Annotated in this window: 15 protein-coding genes; 7 read left to right on the top strand and 8 right to left on the bottom strand. The window is 46.3% G+C overall.

Annotated elements, in window-relative coordinates; translation table 11 throughout:
- Nucleotides 1-187: 187 nt before the first annotated feature.
- The 4 genes from T411_RS0105870 to T411_RS0105885 form a co-directional block, all read right to left on the bottom strand.
- Nucleotides 188-943: an amino acid ABC transporter ATP-binding protein gene (locus tag T411_RS0105870; protein ID WP_000193736.1), complete on the bottom strand. Its 756-nt coding sequence runs from the start codon at nucleotides 941-943 to the stop codon at nucleotides 188-190.
- A gap of 22 nt (nucleotides 944-965) precedes the next feature.
- Nucleotides 966-2063, bottom strand: a complete 1098-nt coding sequence (locus T411_RS0105875) for an amino acid ABC transporter permease (RefSeq protein WP_000190761.1) — start codon at nucleotides 2061-2063, stop codon at nucleotides 966-968.
- Between the two features lie 2 nt (nucleotides 2064-2065).
- Complete coding sequence (locus T411_RS0105880) at nucleotides 2066-3271, bottom strand: amino acid ABC transporter permease (protein WP_000805343.1); 1206 nt, start codon at nucleotides 3269-3271, stop codon at nucleotides 2066-2068.
- Nucleotides 3272-3396: 125 nt separating this feature from the next.
- Nucleotides 3397-4425, bottom strand: coding sequence for an amino acid ABC transporter substrate-binding protein (locus tag T411_RS0105885; RefSeq protein ID WP_001284566.1), 1029 nt, complete (start codon nucleotides 4423-4425; stop codon nucleotides 3397-3399).
- A gap of 454 nt (nucleotides 4426-4879) precedes the next feature.
- On the opposite strand from T411_RS0105885, the gene T411_RS0105890 reads away from it, so the two are divergent.
- Nucleotides 4880-5818 (top strand): precorrin-2 dehydrogenase/sirohydrochlorin ferrochelatase family protein, encoded by a 939-nt coding sequence (locus tag T411_RS0105890; protein ID WP_001268683.1) that lies wholly within the window; start codon nucleotides 4880-4882, stop codon nucleotides 5816-5818.
- 65 nt (nucleotides 5819-5883) lie between these two features.
- On the opposite strand, the gene T411_RS0105895 is transcribed toward T411_RS0105890, so the two are convergent.
- Nucleotides 5884-6705 carry a Cof-type HAD-IIB family hydrolase gene (locus tag T411_RS0105895; RefSeq protein ID WP_000277401.1) on the bottom strand — a complete coding sequence of 274 codons (822 nt, stop codon included), beginning with the start codon at nucleotides 6703-6705 and terminating at the stop codon, nucleotides 5884-5886.
- Nucleotides 6706-7067: 362 nt separating this feature from the next.
- Here T411_RS0105895 and queE point away from each other — a divergent pair, with 362 nt between their 5' ends.
- Both queE and queC read left to right on the top strand, forming a co-directional pair.
- On the top strand, nucleotides 7068-7718 hold the full coding sequence (gene queE, locus T411_RS0105900; RefSeq protein WP_000464245.1) for a 7-carboxy-7-deazaguanine synthase QueE: 651 nt from the start codon (nucleotides 7068-7070) through the stop codon (nucleotides 7716-7718).
- 12 nt (nucleotides 7719-7730) lie between these two features.
- On the top strand, nucleotides 7731-8426 hold the full coding sequence (gene queC, locus T411_RS0105905) for a 7-cyano-7-deazaguanine synthase QueC (protein WP_000710446.1): 696 nt from the start codon (nucleotides 7731-7733) through the stop codon (nucleotides 8424-8426).
- On the opposite strand, the gene T411_RS0105910 is transcribed toward queC, so the two are convergent.
- The gene (locus T411_RS0105910) at nucleotides 8398-10344 is read right to left on the bottom strand and encodes a tetratricopeptide repeat-containing diguanylate cyclase (protein ID WP_000780778.1); all 1947 of its coding nucleotides are present in this window, start codon (nucleotides 10342-10344) and stop codon (nucleotides 8398-8400) included. The two genes, queC and T411_RS0105910, sit on opposite strands and share 29 nt — an antisense overlap.
- 251 nt (nucleotides 10345-10595) lie before the next feature.
- On the opposite strand from T411_RS0105910, the gene T411_RS0105915 reads away from it, so the two are divergent.
- The 3 genes from T411_RS0105915 (at nucleotide 10596) to T411_RS0105925 (ending at nucleotide 13321) form a co-directional block, all read left to right on the top strand.
- Nucleotides 10596-10820, top strand: coding sequence for a hypothetical protein (locus tag T411_RS0105915; RefSeq protein ID WP_000498504.1), 225 nt, complete (start codon nucleotides 10596-10598; stop codon nucleotides 10818-10820).
- Nucleotides 10821-10976: 156 nt separating this feature from the next.
- Complete coding sequence (locus tag T411_RS0105920) at nucleotides 10977-11993, top strand: ABC transporter substrate-binding protein (RefSeq protein ID WP_001881132.1); 1017 nt, start codon at nucleotides 10977-10979, stop codon at nucleotides 11991-11993.
- The gene (locus T411_RS0105925; protein WP_000610805.1) at nucleotides 11990-13321 is read left to right on the top strand and encodes a GGDEF domain-containing protein; all 1332 of its coding nucleotides are present in this window, start codon (nucleotides 11990-11992) and stop codon (nucleotides 13319-13321) included. The genes T411_RS0105920 and T411_RS0105925 overlap by 4 nt, the downstream gene beginning before the upstream one ends.
- A 50-nt stretch (nucleotides 13322-13371) precedes the next feature.
- Here the strand turns inward: T411_RS0105925 and T411_RS0105930 are convergent, their stop codons facing one another.
- On the bottom strand, nucleotides 13372-14052 hold the full coding sequence (locus T411_RS0105930; RefSeq protein ID WP_000434285.1) for an MSHA operon transcriptional regulator: 681 nt from the start codon (nucleotides 14050-14052) through the stop codon (nucleotides 13372-13374).
- A gap of 475 nt (nucleotides 14053-14527) precedes the next feature.
- Here T411_RS0105930 and T411_RS0105935 point away from each other — a divergent pair, with 475 nt between their 5' ends.
- A complete protein-coding gene (locus T411_RS0105935; protein ID WP_001909565.1) occupies nucleotides 14528-15604 on the top strand; it encodes a GGDEF domain-containing protein in 1077 nt (358 codons plus the stop codon).
- Nucleotides 15605-15715: 111 nt separating this feature from the next.
- Here the strand turns inward: T411_RS0105935 and T411_RS0105940 are convergent, their stop codons facing one another.
- Complete coding sequence (locus T411_RS0105940) at nucleotides 15716-18544, bottom strand: Hsp70 family protein (RefSeq protein WP_000098112.1); 2829 nt, start codon at nucleotides 18542-18544, stop codon at nucleotides 15716-15718.
- Nucleotides 18545-18581: the final 37 nt, after the last annotated feature.

The raw sequence follows: 18581 nt of genomic DNA on the forward strand, positions 1-18581 counted from the left end.
ATAAATTTCAAGCCCCTTGTGCTGTCTAACTCAATAATAATCAAAATCGGTGGTTAAGGTTATGTGCAGTTGTAACACGATATTTCATCTCATTCACCGAATGATGTCTTTTTATTTGCATGATTTTAAAAGAATTCAGAAGCGATTAACGCTTCTGAATCAATGACGATGAAGTGAGTACCGTCGATTAGTGATGCAGGATCTGAGCAAGGAAGTTCTGTGTACGATCCGATTGCGGGTTTTCAAAGAATTCTTTTGGATTGTTTTCCTCAATGATTTCTCCGGCATCCATGAAAATAACGCGGTCTGCGACTTCTTTCGCAAAGCCCATTTCGTGGGTCACACACAACATGGTCATGCCTTCCTCGGCAAGTTCAACCATAACATCCAGCACTTCACGCACCATTTCGGGGTCTAAGGCAGAGGTTGGCTCATCAAATAACATAATTTGTGGATTCATACAGAGTGAGCGAGCAATGGCTACGCGTTGCTGTTGACCACCGGAGAGTTGACCGGGATATTTATCCGCTTGCTCTGGAATGCGCACCCGAGTGAGATATTTCATGGCAATTTCTTCCGCCTTATCTTTAGGCATTTTCTTAACCCAAATCGGTGCGAGCGTGCAATTTTCCAATACCGTCAGATGAGGGAAGAGGTTGAAGTGTTGGAAACACATGCCAACTTCACGGCGTACTAGCTCGATGTTTTTCAAATCTTCAGTGAGCTCATTCCCCGCTACGATGATTTGCCCTTTTTGATGCTCTTCAAGGCGGTTAATGCAGCGGATCATGGTTGATTTTCCTGAGCCGGATGGTCCACAAATGACGATACGTTCGCCTTTTTTGACATTCAGGTTGATGTTCTTCAGGACGTGAAATTCACCATACCATTTATTCATGTCTTTAATCTGAATCATAAAATCTTGATTGAGTTGTTGCGTCATAATACGTTCCTTGCAAAGTGACTTATCGTTTGTGACCGGTATGGAGTTTGCCTTCGAGCCAAATCGAGTATCTCGACATGCCAAAGCAGAAGATCCAGAACACTAACGCGACAAAAACATAACTTTCTGTAGCAAAACCGAGCCAATTCGGGTCGGTATTGGCGGATTGTCCGATGCCGAGCACATCAAACATGCCGATAATCAACACCAGACTGGTGTCTTTAAACAGACCAATAAAGGTATTTACAATCGATGGAATGGTGATTTTCAGCGCTTGCGGCAGAATAATCAGCCCCATTTTTTTCCAGTAACTTAAACCGAGCGCATCGGCTGCCTCATACTGGCCTTTGGGAATCGCTTGCAAACCACCACGGATTACTTCCGCCATGTACGCGGCACTGAACATCACCACGCCAATCAAGGCACGCAGTAGCTTATCTATCTCACTGCCTTGAGATAAAAAGAGTGGCAGCATTACCGAAGCCATGAAAAGTACGGTAATTAAAGGCACCCCACGCCATACCTCAATGTAGACGGTACATAAGCTGCGAATAATGGGCATGTCGGAGCGACGTCCTAAAGCCAGTGCAACGCCAATTGGTAGTGAAGCGATGATGCCGACTAAAGCGATGATCAAAGTGACTAACAATCCACCCCATTTATGGGTTTCGACCACTTCCAGCCCGAAGACACCACCATAAAGAAGTAGGGCAGCGAAGAAGGGATAGATGTTAACGAAAACCAGCCAAATCCAACCTCGCTTTGGTGTTTTTTCATAAGCCAGCAGTGCGACAAAAAGAGCCAGAGTGAAGAAGAATAGCCTTGGTCTCCACAGTTCTGCCGCGGGGTAGAAGCCGTACATGAACTGCTCCCAGCGAACACTGATGAATACCCAGCAAGCGCCCTCAAGGGTGCAGTCGTTACGCGTGGTTCCGCTCCAGTTGGCGTTAAAAATTGCCCAATCGAGGATATTTAGGAGACCTTGAATAGCTAAGTAGCCTAACACCAAGGTTGCGATTGAGTTAAACACGCCATTAAATAAATTTTTCCGTAACCAACCGACGACCCCTGTTGTGTTGGATGGCGGCGGTAGGCTAGGTTGAAATTGATGTGTTGCCATAATTATCTCTCCACCAGTGCCACTTTACGGTTATACAGGTTCATTAAGGCTGAAGTTAATAAACTCAGCGTGAGATAGACCAACATGGTCATCGAAATGATCTCAATCGCTTGTCCTGTTTGGTTGAGGGTGGTGCCCGCAAATACAGAAACCAAGTCTGGGTAGCCAATAGCCATGGCCAGTGAGGAGTTTTTGGTTAGATTCAGATATTGGCTAGTCAGCGGTGGAATGATGATCCTGAGTGCTTGAGGAATAATGACCAGTTTTAAGGTTTTCGTACGAGTTAAACCGAGAGACATTGCTGCTTCCGTTTGCCCGTGGCTGACCGCATTGATCCCAGAACGCACAATCTCTGCGATGAAGGATGCGGTATAGATGGTCAAGGCGACCAGTAATGCCGCCAGTTCAGGCAGTACCGAGATCCCGCCTTGGAAGTTGAATCCGCGTAGTACGGGATATTCTGCTGTGATAGGTTGGCCAAGTAGAAAATAAACCAACACTGGAAAAGTGACACACAGTAAGAGTATGTATCGTCCCATCGGGGTTTGTTGTCCCGTTAAACGTTGGCGATTTGTTGCCCAGATACTCAATACCCAACAGGCAATGATACCAGCGATTAAGGCAACCAGAACCCAGATGCTACCGGATTCAAAGATTGGCTTCGCGAGATACAGACCTTTTATGTTGAGGTAAAACCACTCGCCAAGATGCATGCTTTCCCTTGCCGATGGCAAGGCTTGAAGCACAACGAAATACCAAAAGAATATTTGCAGTAGCAGTGGCAAATTACGAAATGTTTCGATGTAGACCGCTGCTAAGCGGCTGATTAGCCAGTTACTGGAGAGGCGAGCAATGCCAATCAAAAATCCCAGTATGGTCGCTAATAAGATGCCGAGTACTGAAACCAGAGCGGTATTGAGCAAGCCCACCAGAAACGTTCGGCCATAGCTGTAAGTTTCATCGTAGGGAATTAAGCTTTGGCTGATACCAAAACCAGCGGTTTGCTCTAGAAAGGCGAACCCCGTTGCGATCCCTCGAGATTCAAGGTTAGTTAACGCATTGTTCACTATGGTGTAGAGAAAAAATGCGAGTACACAAACGGCGAGAAGTTGGAACACAACCGAACGGAAGGTTGGGTTATAAAGCAAATTGGTATGCTTGGAATGCGCGTCAGAAGTCTCTGGCGTCGCTTTATTTGTGGGTTTCATACAACAATAACCTCTTATCCATTTTTGTGCTCGGAGCTAAACCAAGCGCAGATTCCTTTTACTTAAAGCCGCAGTACGCACGTCTCGTACTGCAGCTTTAAGGTGGTCGGGATTATAGTTATCAATTAACGGATAGGTGGTGCGTACATAAAGCCGCCCGCATTCCAGAGTGCATTCACACCGCGGTCAATTTTTAGTGGTGAGCCAGAGCCGACCGTGCGATCGAAGCTTTCGCCGTAGTTACCCACTTGCTTAACAATTTGGTAGCTACAGTCATCACGAATGCCAAGACCCGTTCCTTTCGGACCATCAAGACCAAGGATACGTTTTACTTCTGGGTTGTCTGACTTCATCATCTCATCGACGTTTTTCGATGTGATACCGTACTCTTCAGCATTGACCATGGCGTACAGTACCCATTTAGCGACGTTGAACCACTTATCATCATCCTGACGAACCACAGGACCTAGAGGCTCTTTAGAGATGATTTCAGGTAGAACGACCGCAGAGTCTGGTTTTTCTAAATTGAGGCGCAGTGCATACAGACCTGATTGGTCAGTCGTCAGAACATCACAACGACCAGCATCAAAGCCTTTTGAAGTTTGAGCTGCAGTATCAAATACCACAGGTTTGTAAGTCATACCGCTATTGCGGAAGTAGTCTGCCAAGTTGAGTTCTGTTGTGGTGCCCGATTGAACACAGACTGACGCGCCATTCAGTTCTTTGGCGCTTTTCACACCCAAATCTTTTTTCACCATGAAACCTTGGCCGTCGTAGTAGTTCACCCCGACAAAGTTAAGACCCAGGGCGCTATCACGTTGCAGAGTCCATGTTGTGTTACGAGACAGAACATCAATTTCACCGGATTGCAGCGCAGTGAAACGCTCTTTTGCGGTGAGTGGTACAAATTTAACTTTGGTTTTATCGCCTAGAACCGCTGCTGCCATTGCTTGGCAATATTCAACGTCGATCCCTTCCCATTCCCCTTTTGCATTTGGGTTAGAAAAACCCGGTAAGCCTGTACTGACGCCACAAGTAATAAAACCTTGAGATAACACTTTGTCTAGAGTGCTTTCTGCGGCTGATGCCGAGAGGCTCAGCATGGCAGACGAGGCTGCGACGACAGAAGCAAGAACAGTGAGTTTATTCGCCATTTGTATCCTTCCTGTTTGATCCGTTTTTGACCAGGTGACACCTGATACAAGAGTTCAGCTATGTTGTGTTTCTTCAGTTATAGGTTGATGCCTATGTGGTTGCACATTGACAAATCAACCAGTTGTAAGCGTAGGTAAGGATGTCAGATTTCTCAAACAACGAGTGAAAAGAGTTGCTTAATTTCCCCATTCCTTAACTGCGCCAGAATGGCGAAGTGTTAAATAAATGTAAATAGTGCAACTGAGTGACAGAGTGGTGCAACAGGATGGCGTGGCGGTGAGTGAACGAAGTTCTAATTAATAGTTCTATTAATTTGTTAAGGATCAGTCGGATCCACTGATTTATGGGTGAAATTTGCACAGATTTTATTTCATTCTGGTTATTAGATGCTTTTCTTGCCCCATTTTTGGTAGCATGAGTGCCAGTTAAGGATGGACAACCATAAGATGTACTATGCGCTATTTTCCTCTGTTTTTGGATTTGACCAATAAACCCGTTTTGGTCGTCGGGGGCGGCGAAGTGGCCTGCCGAAAGATTGATGCGCTATTGAGAGCGGATGCTAAAGTCACCGTGATTTCGCCGCAAGTGGCTCCCGCTTTACAGGCTTGGATTGAACAGGGGAAATGTCACTGGATTCAGCATTTTTATTCATCACACTGGTTAGATAAACGTTATGTTCAAGTATGGGCAACCACAGATAATCCAGAATTGAATCATCAAGTCTACAAGGATGCGAAAGAGCAGGGCATATTAGTCAATGTGGTGGATGATCAGCCATACTGCGACTTCATTACCCCCTCAATGATTGAAAGAGGCCGCATTCAGCTCGCCATTTCCAGCGGCGGCGCATCTCCAGTGTTGATTCGCAATATTCGTGAAACCTTGGAAGCCGTTTTAGCGCAAAATCTCGCACTTTTGGCGGATTTCGGTGCTTCAAAGCGTAATTCGATCAAAGATTTCTTACCGAGTGTTGATCTACGTCGTCAATTTTGGGAGCGATTTTTTGCCCATCCGGAAGTCAAAAATGCGCAAGATAGAGAGTCATTAGAACGCATATATATTCATCTGCTTACTCAATCTACGGACAAGGTTTCTGCAACGACGTGGATCGAGTTTGGAGCGGATGTTGAGCTATTGTCACTGAAAGCGCTGCGCTATATGCAACAAGCTGAGTTGGTGCTGCATACCCAAGATTGTCCATTTGTGTTTGTGGATTTGTGTCGTCGAGATGCACAGCGACAGAGCTTCAACTCATCGGTTGAATTGAGCACTTTACTCTTACAAGCTCAACAAGAAACACAAAACGTGTGTGTGTTGATCCCTTCCGGAAGTAGTGAATACGCCTTGCTACAAGGCAAAGCCACAGTACTCAAAATGGCTCAGCAAGGTTAAAAGACGAGGATAAAAGAGAGCAGGTAAGGCATAACACGCCTTACCCAAAGCTTCCCCATCAAAACTTAAGCTTCGCTGAAACAGCCTAGCGCAAAGCGTTCTATCGCCACGGCCACGCCATCGTGATCGTTGCTTAGCGTAATGTGATCCGCAATGTGTTTGGTCTCTTCCATAGCATTCGCCATTGCGATACCGAGGCCTGCGTATTGCAGCATGTGGTGATCGTTTTCCGCATCTCCCATACAAATCACTTCACTGGCTTGAATGCCTAAATGCGCTGCAATCGCTTGTACGCCGATGCCTTTATTACTGCCCGTGTTAAGAAATTCTAAAAAGAAGGGCGCACTTTGTACCACAGTAAATTCTTCACGCCATTGCGCTGGTAATTGAGCGATGGCTTGAGTGAGTTTTTCTGGCTCTCCGACGATCATCGCCTTAATGATCGGGTGGTCATCTGCCAATTGTGCAAAATCCATTTCGGTAATATTGAGGCCATTTATGCAGGCTTCCACTTCGGTATATTGGCTGGTTTTAGGGGTGATCAAACCGTGAATTTGGCTAAAGGCATGGGTATTGAGCCCAAACTCTTGCGCGAGTGTTGCCACACGCTTAGCCGCTTTGCCATCAATGATTTGTTGATGAATAATCTCCCCAGTACCGACATTCGCGACCATAGAGCCGTTGTAATAGAGTACATAGTCATTTTCCGTGGTCAGATGTAACTCTTCCAATTTACTGCGCATGCCATCAAGAGGGCGGCCAGAAGCCAAAACCACTTGAATGCCTTGCTGACGAGCTTGAGCAATAGCCTGCTTGGTGCGAGGAGAGATCTGTTTTTGGCTATTGAGCAGTGTGCCATCCATATCGAGCGCAATCAGTTTGTACATCGGGTACCTACATAAAGTGGAAAAAGAGAACGAGCTCGATTATATACACATCGTGCTTAAACTGTGAGCCACAGTGATAAAAAATGAAAATTAGAGCAATTTTGCGCTTTCCATTCGTAGCAATTTGTTGCTCTAAGTCATCTGGTTATCCCCCAATTACTTGGAGTTGTAGGCAGGCGGTATATGACGAACCTAGATGCTCTATGTAATTAGGGTGAACAACGGTCGCCAATATCGCTGAAGCTTGAACTAAGAAGGGGATAGACGCATTTAATTTGACCTCGATCGCTATCTCCATTATGGTCTGCCACCTGCAACTGTTTATCCATGTTAGGTCGTTCATCTTGTACCGAATAAATGAAATGTTTGAGACTATCCAAGGCGAAGGCGTGTTTACTGGTGTTCCCGCGGTCTTTGTGCGCTTGCAAGGCTGCCCAGTCGGTTGTGCTTGGTGTGATACTAAGCAGACTTGGGAAACATTAGACTCAGACCAAACCTCATTCTCACAAATTTTGCTGAAAACCAATGATGCGCCAACTTGGTGTCAGGCCACTGCGCAAGAGGTGGTTCAACGCTACCAAGCGCAAGGTTATCAGGCAAAACATATCGTCATTACGGGCGGTGAGCCCTGCATTTACGATTTGACCGAGTTAACTCAAGCGTTTGAAGCAATGGGTTGCCGATGCCAAATTGAAACCAGTGGTACTTACGAAGTCTGTGCGACCGAGAACACTTGGGTGACAGTGTCACCCAAGGTCGCGATGAAAGGGAAGTTACCGATTCTGGATTCAGCCTTGCAACGTGCCAACGAAATTAAACATCCCGTGGCGACCGAGAAAGATATCGACAATCTTGATGAGTTGCTTGCACGAGCTCAGGTCAGTGCTCAAACCGCAATCGCTTTGCAGCCGATTAGCCAAAAGCCGCGTGCGACAGAGTTGTGCATTCGCACCTGTATTGCTCGCAATTGGCGTTTATCTATCCAAACCCATAAATATCTCAACATTGCTTAAAGGGAGCGCATCATGAAAAAAGCCGTCGTCGTGTTCAGTGGTGGGCAAGATTCAACCACCTGTTTAGTTCAGGCGTTAAAAGAGTTTGATGAAGTGCATGCGATCACCTTTGATTATGGCCAGCGCCATAAATTAGAGATAGAAGTGGCCCAGCAATTGGCGAAGCAGCTTGGCGTGACTGCGCATAAAGTCATGGACGTGAGTTTACTCAATGAGCTGGCCATCAGCTCGCTGACGCGTGATGACATTCCGGTTTCTCATGAGCTACAAGCCAATGGACTGCCGAATTCTTTTGTTCCGGGACGCAATATTCTGTTTTTAACTTTGGCGGGTATCTATGCTTACCAAATCGGCGCGACCACGGTCATTACTGGGGTTTGTGAGACGGATTTTTCCGGTTATCCCGATTGCCGTGATGAATTCGTACAAGCGATGAACCAAGCACTCGCGAAAGGCATGGATCTGCCTTTAATGATTCGCACTCCATTGATGTGGCTGAATAAAGCTGAGACGTGGGCATTGGCCGATCAACTGGGAGCATTGGATCTGGTTCGTCACCAAACGCTCACTTGTTATAACGGGTTGATAGGTGATGGCTGTGGTGAATGCCCAGCCTGTGGTTTACGTCAGGCTGGGCTTAAAGCGTATCTCGATAATCGCGATCTGATAATGAGTGCGCTTAAGAGCAAGCAGTCAGCAGCGCATTAGTGGGATCGGCGGCATCGATTAAGCCGCCATTGCCGCTCTGTTTGGCGATGCTTAGAGCGCTATCCAGCTTAGGATAAAAGTGCGTAAAACTCGCCAAACCACTCTCTACCGCTAAATAGCTGAGGGTAACGCTCAAGCCAACTGTTGATTTAGCATCGGTTGGTGTTTTGCCATTTAACGCATGATGAAGCACAAACAGCCGTGTTTCCGAAAGAGTACGTCTGCAGTTTGGCATAACCACCAAGAATTCATCATCCCCTAAGCGACACACAAACTCCTTGGCACGCAACTGGTGCAGCAAGGTATTGATTGTATTTTGTAACGCAATATCGCCCCGTTCATAGCCGTGACGTTCATTGAACTGCCTCAGTTGGTCAATATCCAATAGAGCAAGCAAATGGACATGCTCAGTTTGCTGGCAGGCTTCAATATGAGTTAATCGCTCTAATCCACTGGTGCGGCTTAATACTCCATGCAAGCTATCTTGTTGATTCTGATCGCACTCTTTTCTGCGACGATAATGGGCAATGGGCAGAATCAGTGCAAACACAATCACTAATAGTGAAAGTGAAACACGTTGCCACTTCAACATTTCATATTTTTCGGCCAACGCTTGGTAGTTTTCTCGCCAAAAATTGACGCCGCGTTTTTGTTCTAATTCCGCTTTCGCCAGATCGAGCGCTTCAAAAGCTTTACGCTGCTCTGTGTTGCGCAGCAACAGCTCACTCTCAGCATATTGGCGATACCAGCTTAATGCCTCTTGGTATTGCTGCTCAGCCTCCGCAATTTTGGCTAACTGTAAATAAGCTTGCGCTTTAATGCGTGGCAGAGAAGCGCTCTCGCTAATCGCGACAGCTTGATTAGCATAGTCAATCGCTTGCGCGTATTTCTGCTCTTTGAAATGGGCTTGCGCAAGTGATAAGTAAATCAGTCCCTGCAAATGTTGGTCTTTATGTTGATTGACATACTCGAGAGCCTGAAAGAGATGTTGGTCGCCTTCAACGAAATTATTGAGTTCAATGTACGCTTTGCCTAAACCTAGGTGCACGTAAGCCAACCCAAACAGATAATTAGCGGGAGTAAGATGGGCTTTCGCTTGTTCAAAATAGAGGATGCTTTCTTCATATCGACCTTGCTTGAAGTAAGTATCACCCAAACTGTGTTCTACTTGCGCGATAAGTAGTGGGTTGCCTTGTTCGAGTCGATACTCCAATGCTTTATTGAGGTAGTCCAAGGCCGATTCATACTGGCCTAATGTCCCCATCAGAAGCCCGACATCGTTATAAATACCGGATGGGTCGACATAATCAGGCAGCAGACTGAGTAGCAGATCGTAAGTTTGCAGCGCCTCTTCATATTCCCCTAAGAACTCCAAATTATTGGCGACGAGGTGTAGGCCGCGATAGCGAGGAAATAGGGGATCTTCAGCATTAAGAAGGCGCTGATCCATCTGTGAGCAATAGAAACGAGCTTGGTACGGGCGGCCATGCCGCTGGAAAAGACGACAAAGATGGTATTCAAATAGCACCATGCCATCTTGGTCGTTTTTTTGTTTCATCTCGGCGTAGAAGGTTAAGTAGGTTTCTTCTGCAGAGTGGTAATCGAGACTTTCTTCATGATTCAACGCGTCTAGGAAGCGTTGTTCTGTCAGCGCGTAAGTATCATGGGAATTGACCAATTCACCATAATAGGGCTGCCCTTTGAGCACGAAATAGCCGTGTAATTTAGAGGTTAAATAGAGTTTTTCTGCCCCTTCAGGAAGGGAATGGTAGCGATCCTGTAATAGTTTTAGGGCCGTCTCTGTTTGTTTGTGTTGAGATTTGGCGTAAACCTCTTCCCATGCAGATCGTTCAGAGGCGACGCAGAATGAGGACATTAGGCTAAAGACAAGCAACGAGCGTTTAAAATAGAGTTTCATGTTCTGAATATGTGATGTTAGTTCGGAAAATATATTCCTCATTAACTTGATAAACAATGAGTTATTCTGATTGCTATCTCATTTTGTGATAGTCGCAGCAGGCTAATGTATTAAACGTGCGATTGAAACGTACATCATTGGCTTGTTTATCATTTGACGCCCTATCGAACTGTATTAAAAAACAGTATTCCGGTTGACAAGAGTATAAAGTTGACTATGCTGTAATTATGTACAGTGAAGGAGGGCATAATATGTTTTGGGACACACTCGAACGTGTTAATCGTCTGCGTCAGCAAGCGATGAATAACCCTGAATTTCTTCAATCTGCCAAACAGCATGAGGAAACTTTGCAGCACGTTGAACAATACTTTGAACCGAAGAAATATCGCAAAAGTAACCAAAAACGCCAAAAAACCTTGGCCGATATCTATGATCAAGCCGATTTTGGTGAACGTACTGATGATGTCACTCATTAGTTAAACCTGTAAATAACCGACAAATCATCTCGGTAGACACACAATCCTTTCTCAATTCAAACGCTGAGTGTTGTCCATAAGGGCAACACTCGCGAATCACCGATTAGCAACTACACTAAACCATAGAACAATATTCATACAGATTCATAGGTTGGCATGTTTTTGGCTCGGCAATCCCGAAGATGGATAGTTTACCTATCGATCCTCGCCATCGCTTTCGTAGCGTGGCGATGGCTGACTCCTTTGGCAACCGCGATTAGCGTTAACGCCAATGCTGCTCCAATCAAAATAGCGGTATCACAAACACCTCTTTCTTCCCCTTTTTATCTTGCTGATCAGCTGGGCTTTTTTAAGCAGCAGGGGATTGATGTTGAGCTCGTGGCATGCAGTGGTGGAGTGCAATGCAGCCAAGCCTTGTTTCAAGGGGCGGTGAGTTATGCGACGGCGTCAGAATCTGTGGCAATGTTTAGCAGCTTCGAGCGTCAGGATTTTCTTATTCTTGCTAGCTTTGTGCAATCAGATAACGATTTGAAGCTCCTTGCATTAGAAAGTGAGACGATTCGCTCGGTTGCGGATTTACACAACAAACGTGTCGGTATGATCAGAGCGAGCGCCAGTGAGTTCTATTTTGATTCATTACTTTTGGCCAATAACTTGAAAGGTATTCCAATCGATAAAGTGTATGGCACTGCGGATCAGCTTTATCAGCAGTTATTTGATAAACAGCTGGATGCCATTTCGATTTGGGAGCCTTGGGGATACAAAATTGGGGTTGCTGCGGAATCGAAAGTGACCAACCTGAGTTTACCGGGCATTTACACCTTATCGTTTAATTTATTAACCATGAAACCGACGACGGAAGAAGAAAAGCAGCGCAGTCTTGCGATTTTAAAAGCCCTGAAGCAAGCGATTGATTGGATTCATCAAAACCCAGAACGCACTCGATACCGAGTGGCAGGTGTGCTGAATATTGATGAAAAACAGCTGAGATGGTCATGGCAAGATTATTCATTTCGTCTCTCGCTCGGTAATACGTTATTAACGAACTTACAACTTCAGGGACGCTGGGCATTAGAAAACAAGTTAGTGCATGGTCAATTGCCCGATTATCGGCAATTAATGGCTGACGACCTGTTGAGCGAAGCGGTGAAAAACGATGGAGGCCAGCCTTGATCAACTCATTAAACCGCAAAATGACGTTACTGTTTATTGCATCACTGCTGTTAGTTGGTTTTATTGCTTTCTCATTACTGAACTTAGATCAGCGGCAGCAGCAAACCAATGCTGAGCTGGATACGATTTTGGAAATCCAAAACAGCATTGCCATGTTGCGTAGCCAGCTCTGGGTCTTTCTGCAATACAACGATGCTCATAGCTTAGAGCAGGTTTATCGTGCGCAGCAGGTTTTGGCTGGGCAGCTCGAGATGGAAACGGTCTTTGGGCAACACTTAGCCGGCATCCAAAGAATGAATAACAGTTTAGCCGGGCTATTAGAACAAGAGCGCTACATGGCCGAAGAATCGGGCATTACTAAGTTGGTCGATGGCATCGGAACTTATGAGCTACTTCACTCTCGATACAATATTTTGGTGCAAAACATGAATGAGGAGTTGGCCTATTTTCAGCGTCAAGTCATGGAAGAGAGCATTAATAATCAACGCTATTTATTGTTAACCACCATGGCGCACTTACTGCTCTTCTCATCGGTTGTCTGTGGTATCGCGCTGGTGGTGTTACGCCGCTTCCGACATGGATGTAAAACTCTCCAAGAAGGGATTGAACAAATGGCGAAAGGGGATCTCGCCAGCCGAATTTCCACTCAAAATAATGAACAAGAGTTTGTTCAATTAACTCAGTTTTTCAATCAAATGAAGGCTTCGCTGCAAAGCACAACCGTTACCAAAGATGAGTTACAAGCGGAAGTGGCAAGAAAAACCGCCAAATTAGAGCGTCAAAAAGCGGAATTACGTTTCTTGTCAGAAAGAGATTCATTGACAGGTATTTTGAACCGCCGTGCCTTTAAACAGCAGCTTAGTCACGCGTTAATTAAAGCGAAGCGCTCAAACATGAAGCTGGCTTTGCTGTTTTTTGACTTAGATAAATTTAAAGAAATCAATGACACCAAAGGGCACGAAGTAGGTGATCTTGTCTTGCAAGAAATCGCTCAACGGCTCAAAGGGTCGATACGAGAATCGGATTTTTGTGGGCGCTTAGGGGGGGATGAATTTGTGGTATGCCTAGATCTGCTGCAGGATCACAGTGGCGTTATCAATAAGGCTTATCAGATGCTAGAAAAACTACAAAAGCCGCTTCAACTTAACCAAGAGAGCTTAGAGATTGGGGTGAGTATTGGTGTCGCCTTATATCCAGAGCAAGCGACCCAAGTACCTGAATTATTGCGTATTGCTGATGAGGCGATGTACACCGCAAAACATCAATCCGGCAATACGGTGTATTGCGCCCACCAAGATAAGCACGATCACACCAGTTTAGTGAGCTGATGCACAAAGGCCGCAGCAACGGGATCAGAATTTGGTTGCTGCGGTTTCTGTCATGACGATGAGTAGCGCGCGTTTTTGGGCGCTGCGGGTCTCGCGTGAAAAGGCTTTGTGGGATTCGGTTTACGTCGAGCGGCAAATTTTGCGGGTTTATGCTGTGATTGTCTCTGCTCGGCGGCTTTCTTTGCCGCCACATTTTCGACGACAAAATAGGGGTCTTCGTAGTGTTCGGCTGGTCCAAATTCTTGTTTGACCAAGCGATTCCACAATCCACGGTCAAAACCTTGTTCAGGAATGGCAGGGTAGAGTGTCTCAATTTCTTCTTGAGCATAATTCAAGAATGCGGCTTTTTGAGTTTGATTAAAGCGCTGCGCAACCGTGTTATGTTTTTTGATCCACACTATTTTAAATTGACGTAATTCTGCTTCTGCCTGCTCTAAGGGTAAACGAGACAGATAAATGCGCTTATAAGACACTTTTCTATCGATCATAGTGCGCATTGCGGTTTGAATATAATCACCGTGATGAGTAATCGAAATGTCGTCCGGATCAAACAGATTGACGCACCAACCCTTAGGCAGAAATTCGTCTTGTTGATATTGATGATTGCGTGCGACCAGTGCTTGATGGAGCACTAAATCAGACTTACCTCGAAAAGTTTGCTGCCATTTGGCAATGCGCACTTGGATTGACCCTGGCAAACGAAAAACATGTGTAAATTTATCTTGTTCCATTGGCTTATTTGCAACCTGAGCTTGTATACCCAGCCTATATGATTGCGAAAGAGTGGAAGATTGAAGGATATCCGCTTTTCCGCAACGTTAGGGTATCTGGGCATAGAATCTATGTTTTATTGATACCTCGATTTCCTGCATAGGGGAGGCTATTCACGAAAATCGAAATTAAGCAAAAGAGCAAACTGTCACAGCAGTTACTAACCAACGACGCGAGTCTACTTGTCTTTAATAAGACTATAGTTTTGTTTGGGAGGCGAATTCTACACCCGTTCAGGTCGTTAATGCGAGCTTAAGTTGTTAGATAATTTATATTTTAGTAGTTATTTGGGGAGAAGAGCGCCAAAATGTTGTTTAAGTTGATTTTATTTTTGTGCATTCAGGACGACCAAGCATGATGGATCTTTCTTTTTTAGAAATTGCCACAGTGATAAATAACATCGCATGCAGTGCAATAGCCGCGCTCTTTCTTTATATGTTAAGAAGCAAGCTGATTGAACATAAATTGGATACGGCCACTTGGTTTGTGCTGCTGTTTTTGGCTTACGGCTTGGCTTATACCACCTCTTCGCTGCGTTTTATTTTACCGATGGGATTTGCCATCTTTGTCAATAACTTGCTCTATCAACTTGGCGGTTATTGCATGCTATTTGCCGTATTGCGCTGGTATCAAAAGCCGATCAAAAGTGGCTTATACCTACTGATGATGGCGCACTCCTTGTTGTTTGCTTTGTTGTTATATCTCTTGTTCCGTTTGAATCCTGAAGACATAGGACTGCGCATCTTGATTGCTTCGTTAAGCTTGTCTTCGGTGTATCTGATTTCTGCAATCGTTGCGGCAAAAAATGGTCAGCGTGGGCGGCCAGAGCAAACTCTTTTCGCTGTTGTATTGGCAATGATGATGGTCATGCTCTACGTTCCTTTCGTCGCTTATCAAACTTTACCTTTGTTGGCGGTATTTCGCGCCTCGACCATAGTGGTGCAGAACCTGTTCTTTTTTATCATTCTTGGCACCATGCTAATGCTGTTTTTGTTCGAGGAAATAGAATGGCATCGCTTACGCTCTATTCAAGATGAACTGACAGGCGCGTTTAACCGTCGTCATTTTAAAGAGCAAGTACAGCAAAAATTGAAGCAGTCTAAGCAGAAATCTATGGTGGCTTTAGTCGATATTGACCATTTCAAGCAGATCAATGATTCCTATGGACATGATATTGGTGATTCAGTGATCACTTATGTGGTTCGCCATTTAGAGTCACTGGCATTAACGGAATGCTTGGTCGCTCGATATGGCGGTGAAGAGTTCGCGATCTTTGCCCGTGAAAATGATTTTGAGCGAGTATCGCAAGCTCTTGATTCGGTACGTGATGCGATTTCGGTAGGTTTTCATGTTGAACAGCAACCACTCAAAGTATCGGTCAGTATCGGCGCGGTGATTTTCGAAAGTTCACATGAATATGGCGAAGTATTACGCCAAGCGGATAAGGCGTTATACCAAGCGAAGCAACAAGGACGAAACCGAATCATGCTGCAAGACGTGAGCGCGAGTTAACTCAGATTGTTTATAGGATGGGAGCCTAACGGCTCCTAATTTCAATACCTGCAACTCCCAGTAGTTTTGGTATATCTGCGACTTCAAGTTGTTTGGGCTTGTCGCTCTCGCTCAGTGAGCCAGCAAAATCAACCCGTTGGGTAAGCTTTCTCCAAAGGCGCGTTGAGTTTCCGCTTCATCCAGTTCGACTACGTCACTAACCAGATTAATCCATGAATCGGCCACGCGACTCTGCTTGAGCTTATCCAACACTTGTGTGCGCCATTCTTCCGATATATCGAGAGTGCGATCCCCCGTTTTGCGACACATCATCACAGTGGCAAAAGCGCACATTGGCTCTTGTTGCCAGTCTTGCTCTAAGAGCTTAGGGAGCCACTGCTGGATCTGCTCTTTGGGCAGACAGGTATGCAGGCTGCCGTAAAAAGGTGTGCGAGCGGCCAATCGTCCTAATGCCCACCAATGTGCTTGTTGATATTGAGTATGGTTGAGTGCCTTATTTAAAAACCAAGTGGCGAGTAGAGTTTTGTCTTCCACCTGTAAATGCTCTAAAGAGGCGGCGAGACGCACCATGGCTTCATAGCCTTTCTCTTGGGCTTCTTTAGTTGAAGCAGGCGTTCGCATTGCTCCGGGATGGAGATACTTGGCGATATCTGCCAGCAAGGTTTCTTGCTGTTCTTGATTCAAACCACCCGCAACACGACGCCAGAATACCCACCAATCTGTCCAACCTTGCGTATTGGTAAACTGAATACCTTGTTGGTACAGCGCCCAAATTTGTTCAATCCGCCAACCATCAGTGGCATCACCAAAACCGGGACGTAAGCAGAGGCCGGCCAGACGTAGCCAGTTTTTTTCATGGGGCTCTGAACGGCGACGGCGCTTACGGCCAAGGGCAAGCGTGTCAAACAGGCTGCGTAAGGTGGAAAAATCCCACGTTTCCCGTTTACCTAAGCGTTTTTCTAGCTCTTTGGTCAGCGTTTTGATCGCTTGTTGGTCAGCACTGGTTTTATTGGCGCTGTAGATTTTGCTGATGAGATCTTTCGCCTGTTGTAACTTAGGAGAAGTAGCGACGCTGTCCTCCAGCTCTCCGGCTTGGGTTAAGCTGTGACGAATATCAAATTCGACCTGCCAGCGCTGCTTTTCATCATTGGGATTGACACACACGATTTGCAGCGTGCCCACCTCGGTTAATTGGCAGGCCAATTGCACTTCTACGCGCTGCTTTTGGTTGGCGGCAAGCTCGGTGGGATCGAGTGCGGGTAACGTAACAATATAAGGCGGCAAGGGCTGAAACTTATCGGTATCAATGGTAAACAGAGCGCCATTTTGTACCCGTTGCTCTTGTGTGACGTGATCGTGCGTCGAAGTTAACAAATTAAAGCGCACCGGTTCACCGACCGTGAGGGCAAAGCGGCGGCTGGTTAAACGAATTTCTTGTCCTTCTTCACTGCCTTTGGCGAGCAAACATAAGGCTTTGCCGAGTTTATTTTTTTCTTGTAGATGAAGGAAATAAGAGCGCGCTGCGCCACCACCGATTTTGAGCTGTGCACCGCGTCTTGCTTTGGCATAAGCCACAGCGCCTAATGCGACAGACCAGTCTGGGTGTGGGTTATCAAGTAGGGTGATTGGCCGGCCTAACCAGTCACTCAGTAACGCGATGAGTCTTTGCGTGATGAGCGAACTATTAAAGACGCCACCGTTGAGTAATAACGCTGTCGGCAACAGGTCGGTGGATACTGTATTGGGCTCTGTATTAGGATCGGAAGGCACCACGCCTTGATGGTGGCTCAAAAACTCAGCGATATGTTTACTGACCGCAGGGTCAGACGCATAAGGCAAGCCAAACTCCACGACTGCACTGCGGCGTTTCTCTGGTAGTACGTCACGCTGGGTCAGTGGAAAAAATCCATCAAGCGCAATCTGGTGTACTTCGTCACGGTGTAGGGCGACACTTTGAGTGCCGCCAAGTAATTTTGAGCCGCTGCCGAGCAGGGTAATTTTCATCTGCTCTGGTGCATCTGCAGAGAGCAGGCTCTCTTTCGCTTGGCGGGTTTGCTGGATAAGCTTGGATAAACCTGCCGCGCTGAGTTTTTTGTTTTGGTTAAAGCGACGTTCCGCCACATGCGCTAAAGCCAGATCAATGTTGTCACCGCCAAGCATCAAATGATCGCCGACGCCAATTCGATTGAGTTGTAAGGCGGCCTGCGCATCAAATTGCGCGGCAATCAGGCTTAAATCCGTGGTACCCCCACCGACATCACACACCAGAATCAGCGGGGACGCATGCAAGATCTCGTTGGCTTGGGTTTGATGGCGATGATGCCAGTCATAACACACCGCTTGTGGCTCTTCGAGCAGCATGATGTTGGATAACCCAGCCAGTCGTGCGGCTTCGAGCGTTAATTTTCGCGCCGTTTCGTCAAACGAGGCTGGGACGGTGATCACCACTTCTTGCTGCTCAAGCGGGTTCAACGGATGGCGATGATTCCACGCTTGGCGAATATGGTTGAGGTAGCTGGCGCTGGCGACAATCGGTGATACTTTTTCAACATCGCTGGCACCTGCCCAAGGCAAAATCGGCTGAGTACGATCGACATTAGGGTGTGACAGCCAGCTTTTGGCACTGGAGACTTGCCGGCCTTCGACTTTCGCGCCTAAATCGCGTGCCCACTCGCCAATAATCACTTGGGGCAGATCGCCCTCGACCAATTCGGATGACCATGGCAGGGTCAAATCAGAATCGGTGAATTGTCCGTGTGAAGGGTGGTAGCGGAAAGACGGAAGAAGTGGACGGCGAACCACCTCGCCTGGGCCAATCAATTGATCGACAGGAAAAATCTCTATAGGCGCTTGTTCAAGAGCATCGCTCAATTCACAAAAGGCGACCACAGTATTGGTGGTGCCTAAATCAATGCCGACCAGAAAACGTGGTGATGACATGCGATACCTCGTGTTCATAAAGGTTGAGCGGCACCCC

The sequence above is a fragment of the Vibrio cholerae ATCC 14035 genome (assembly GCF_000621645.1).
GTDB classification, from domain to species: domain Bacteria; phylum Pseudomonadota; class Gammaproteobacteria; order Enterobacterales; family Vibrionaceae; genus Vibrio; species Vibrio cholerae.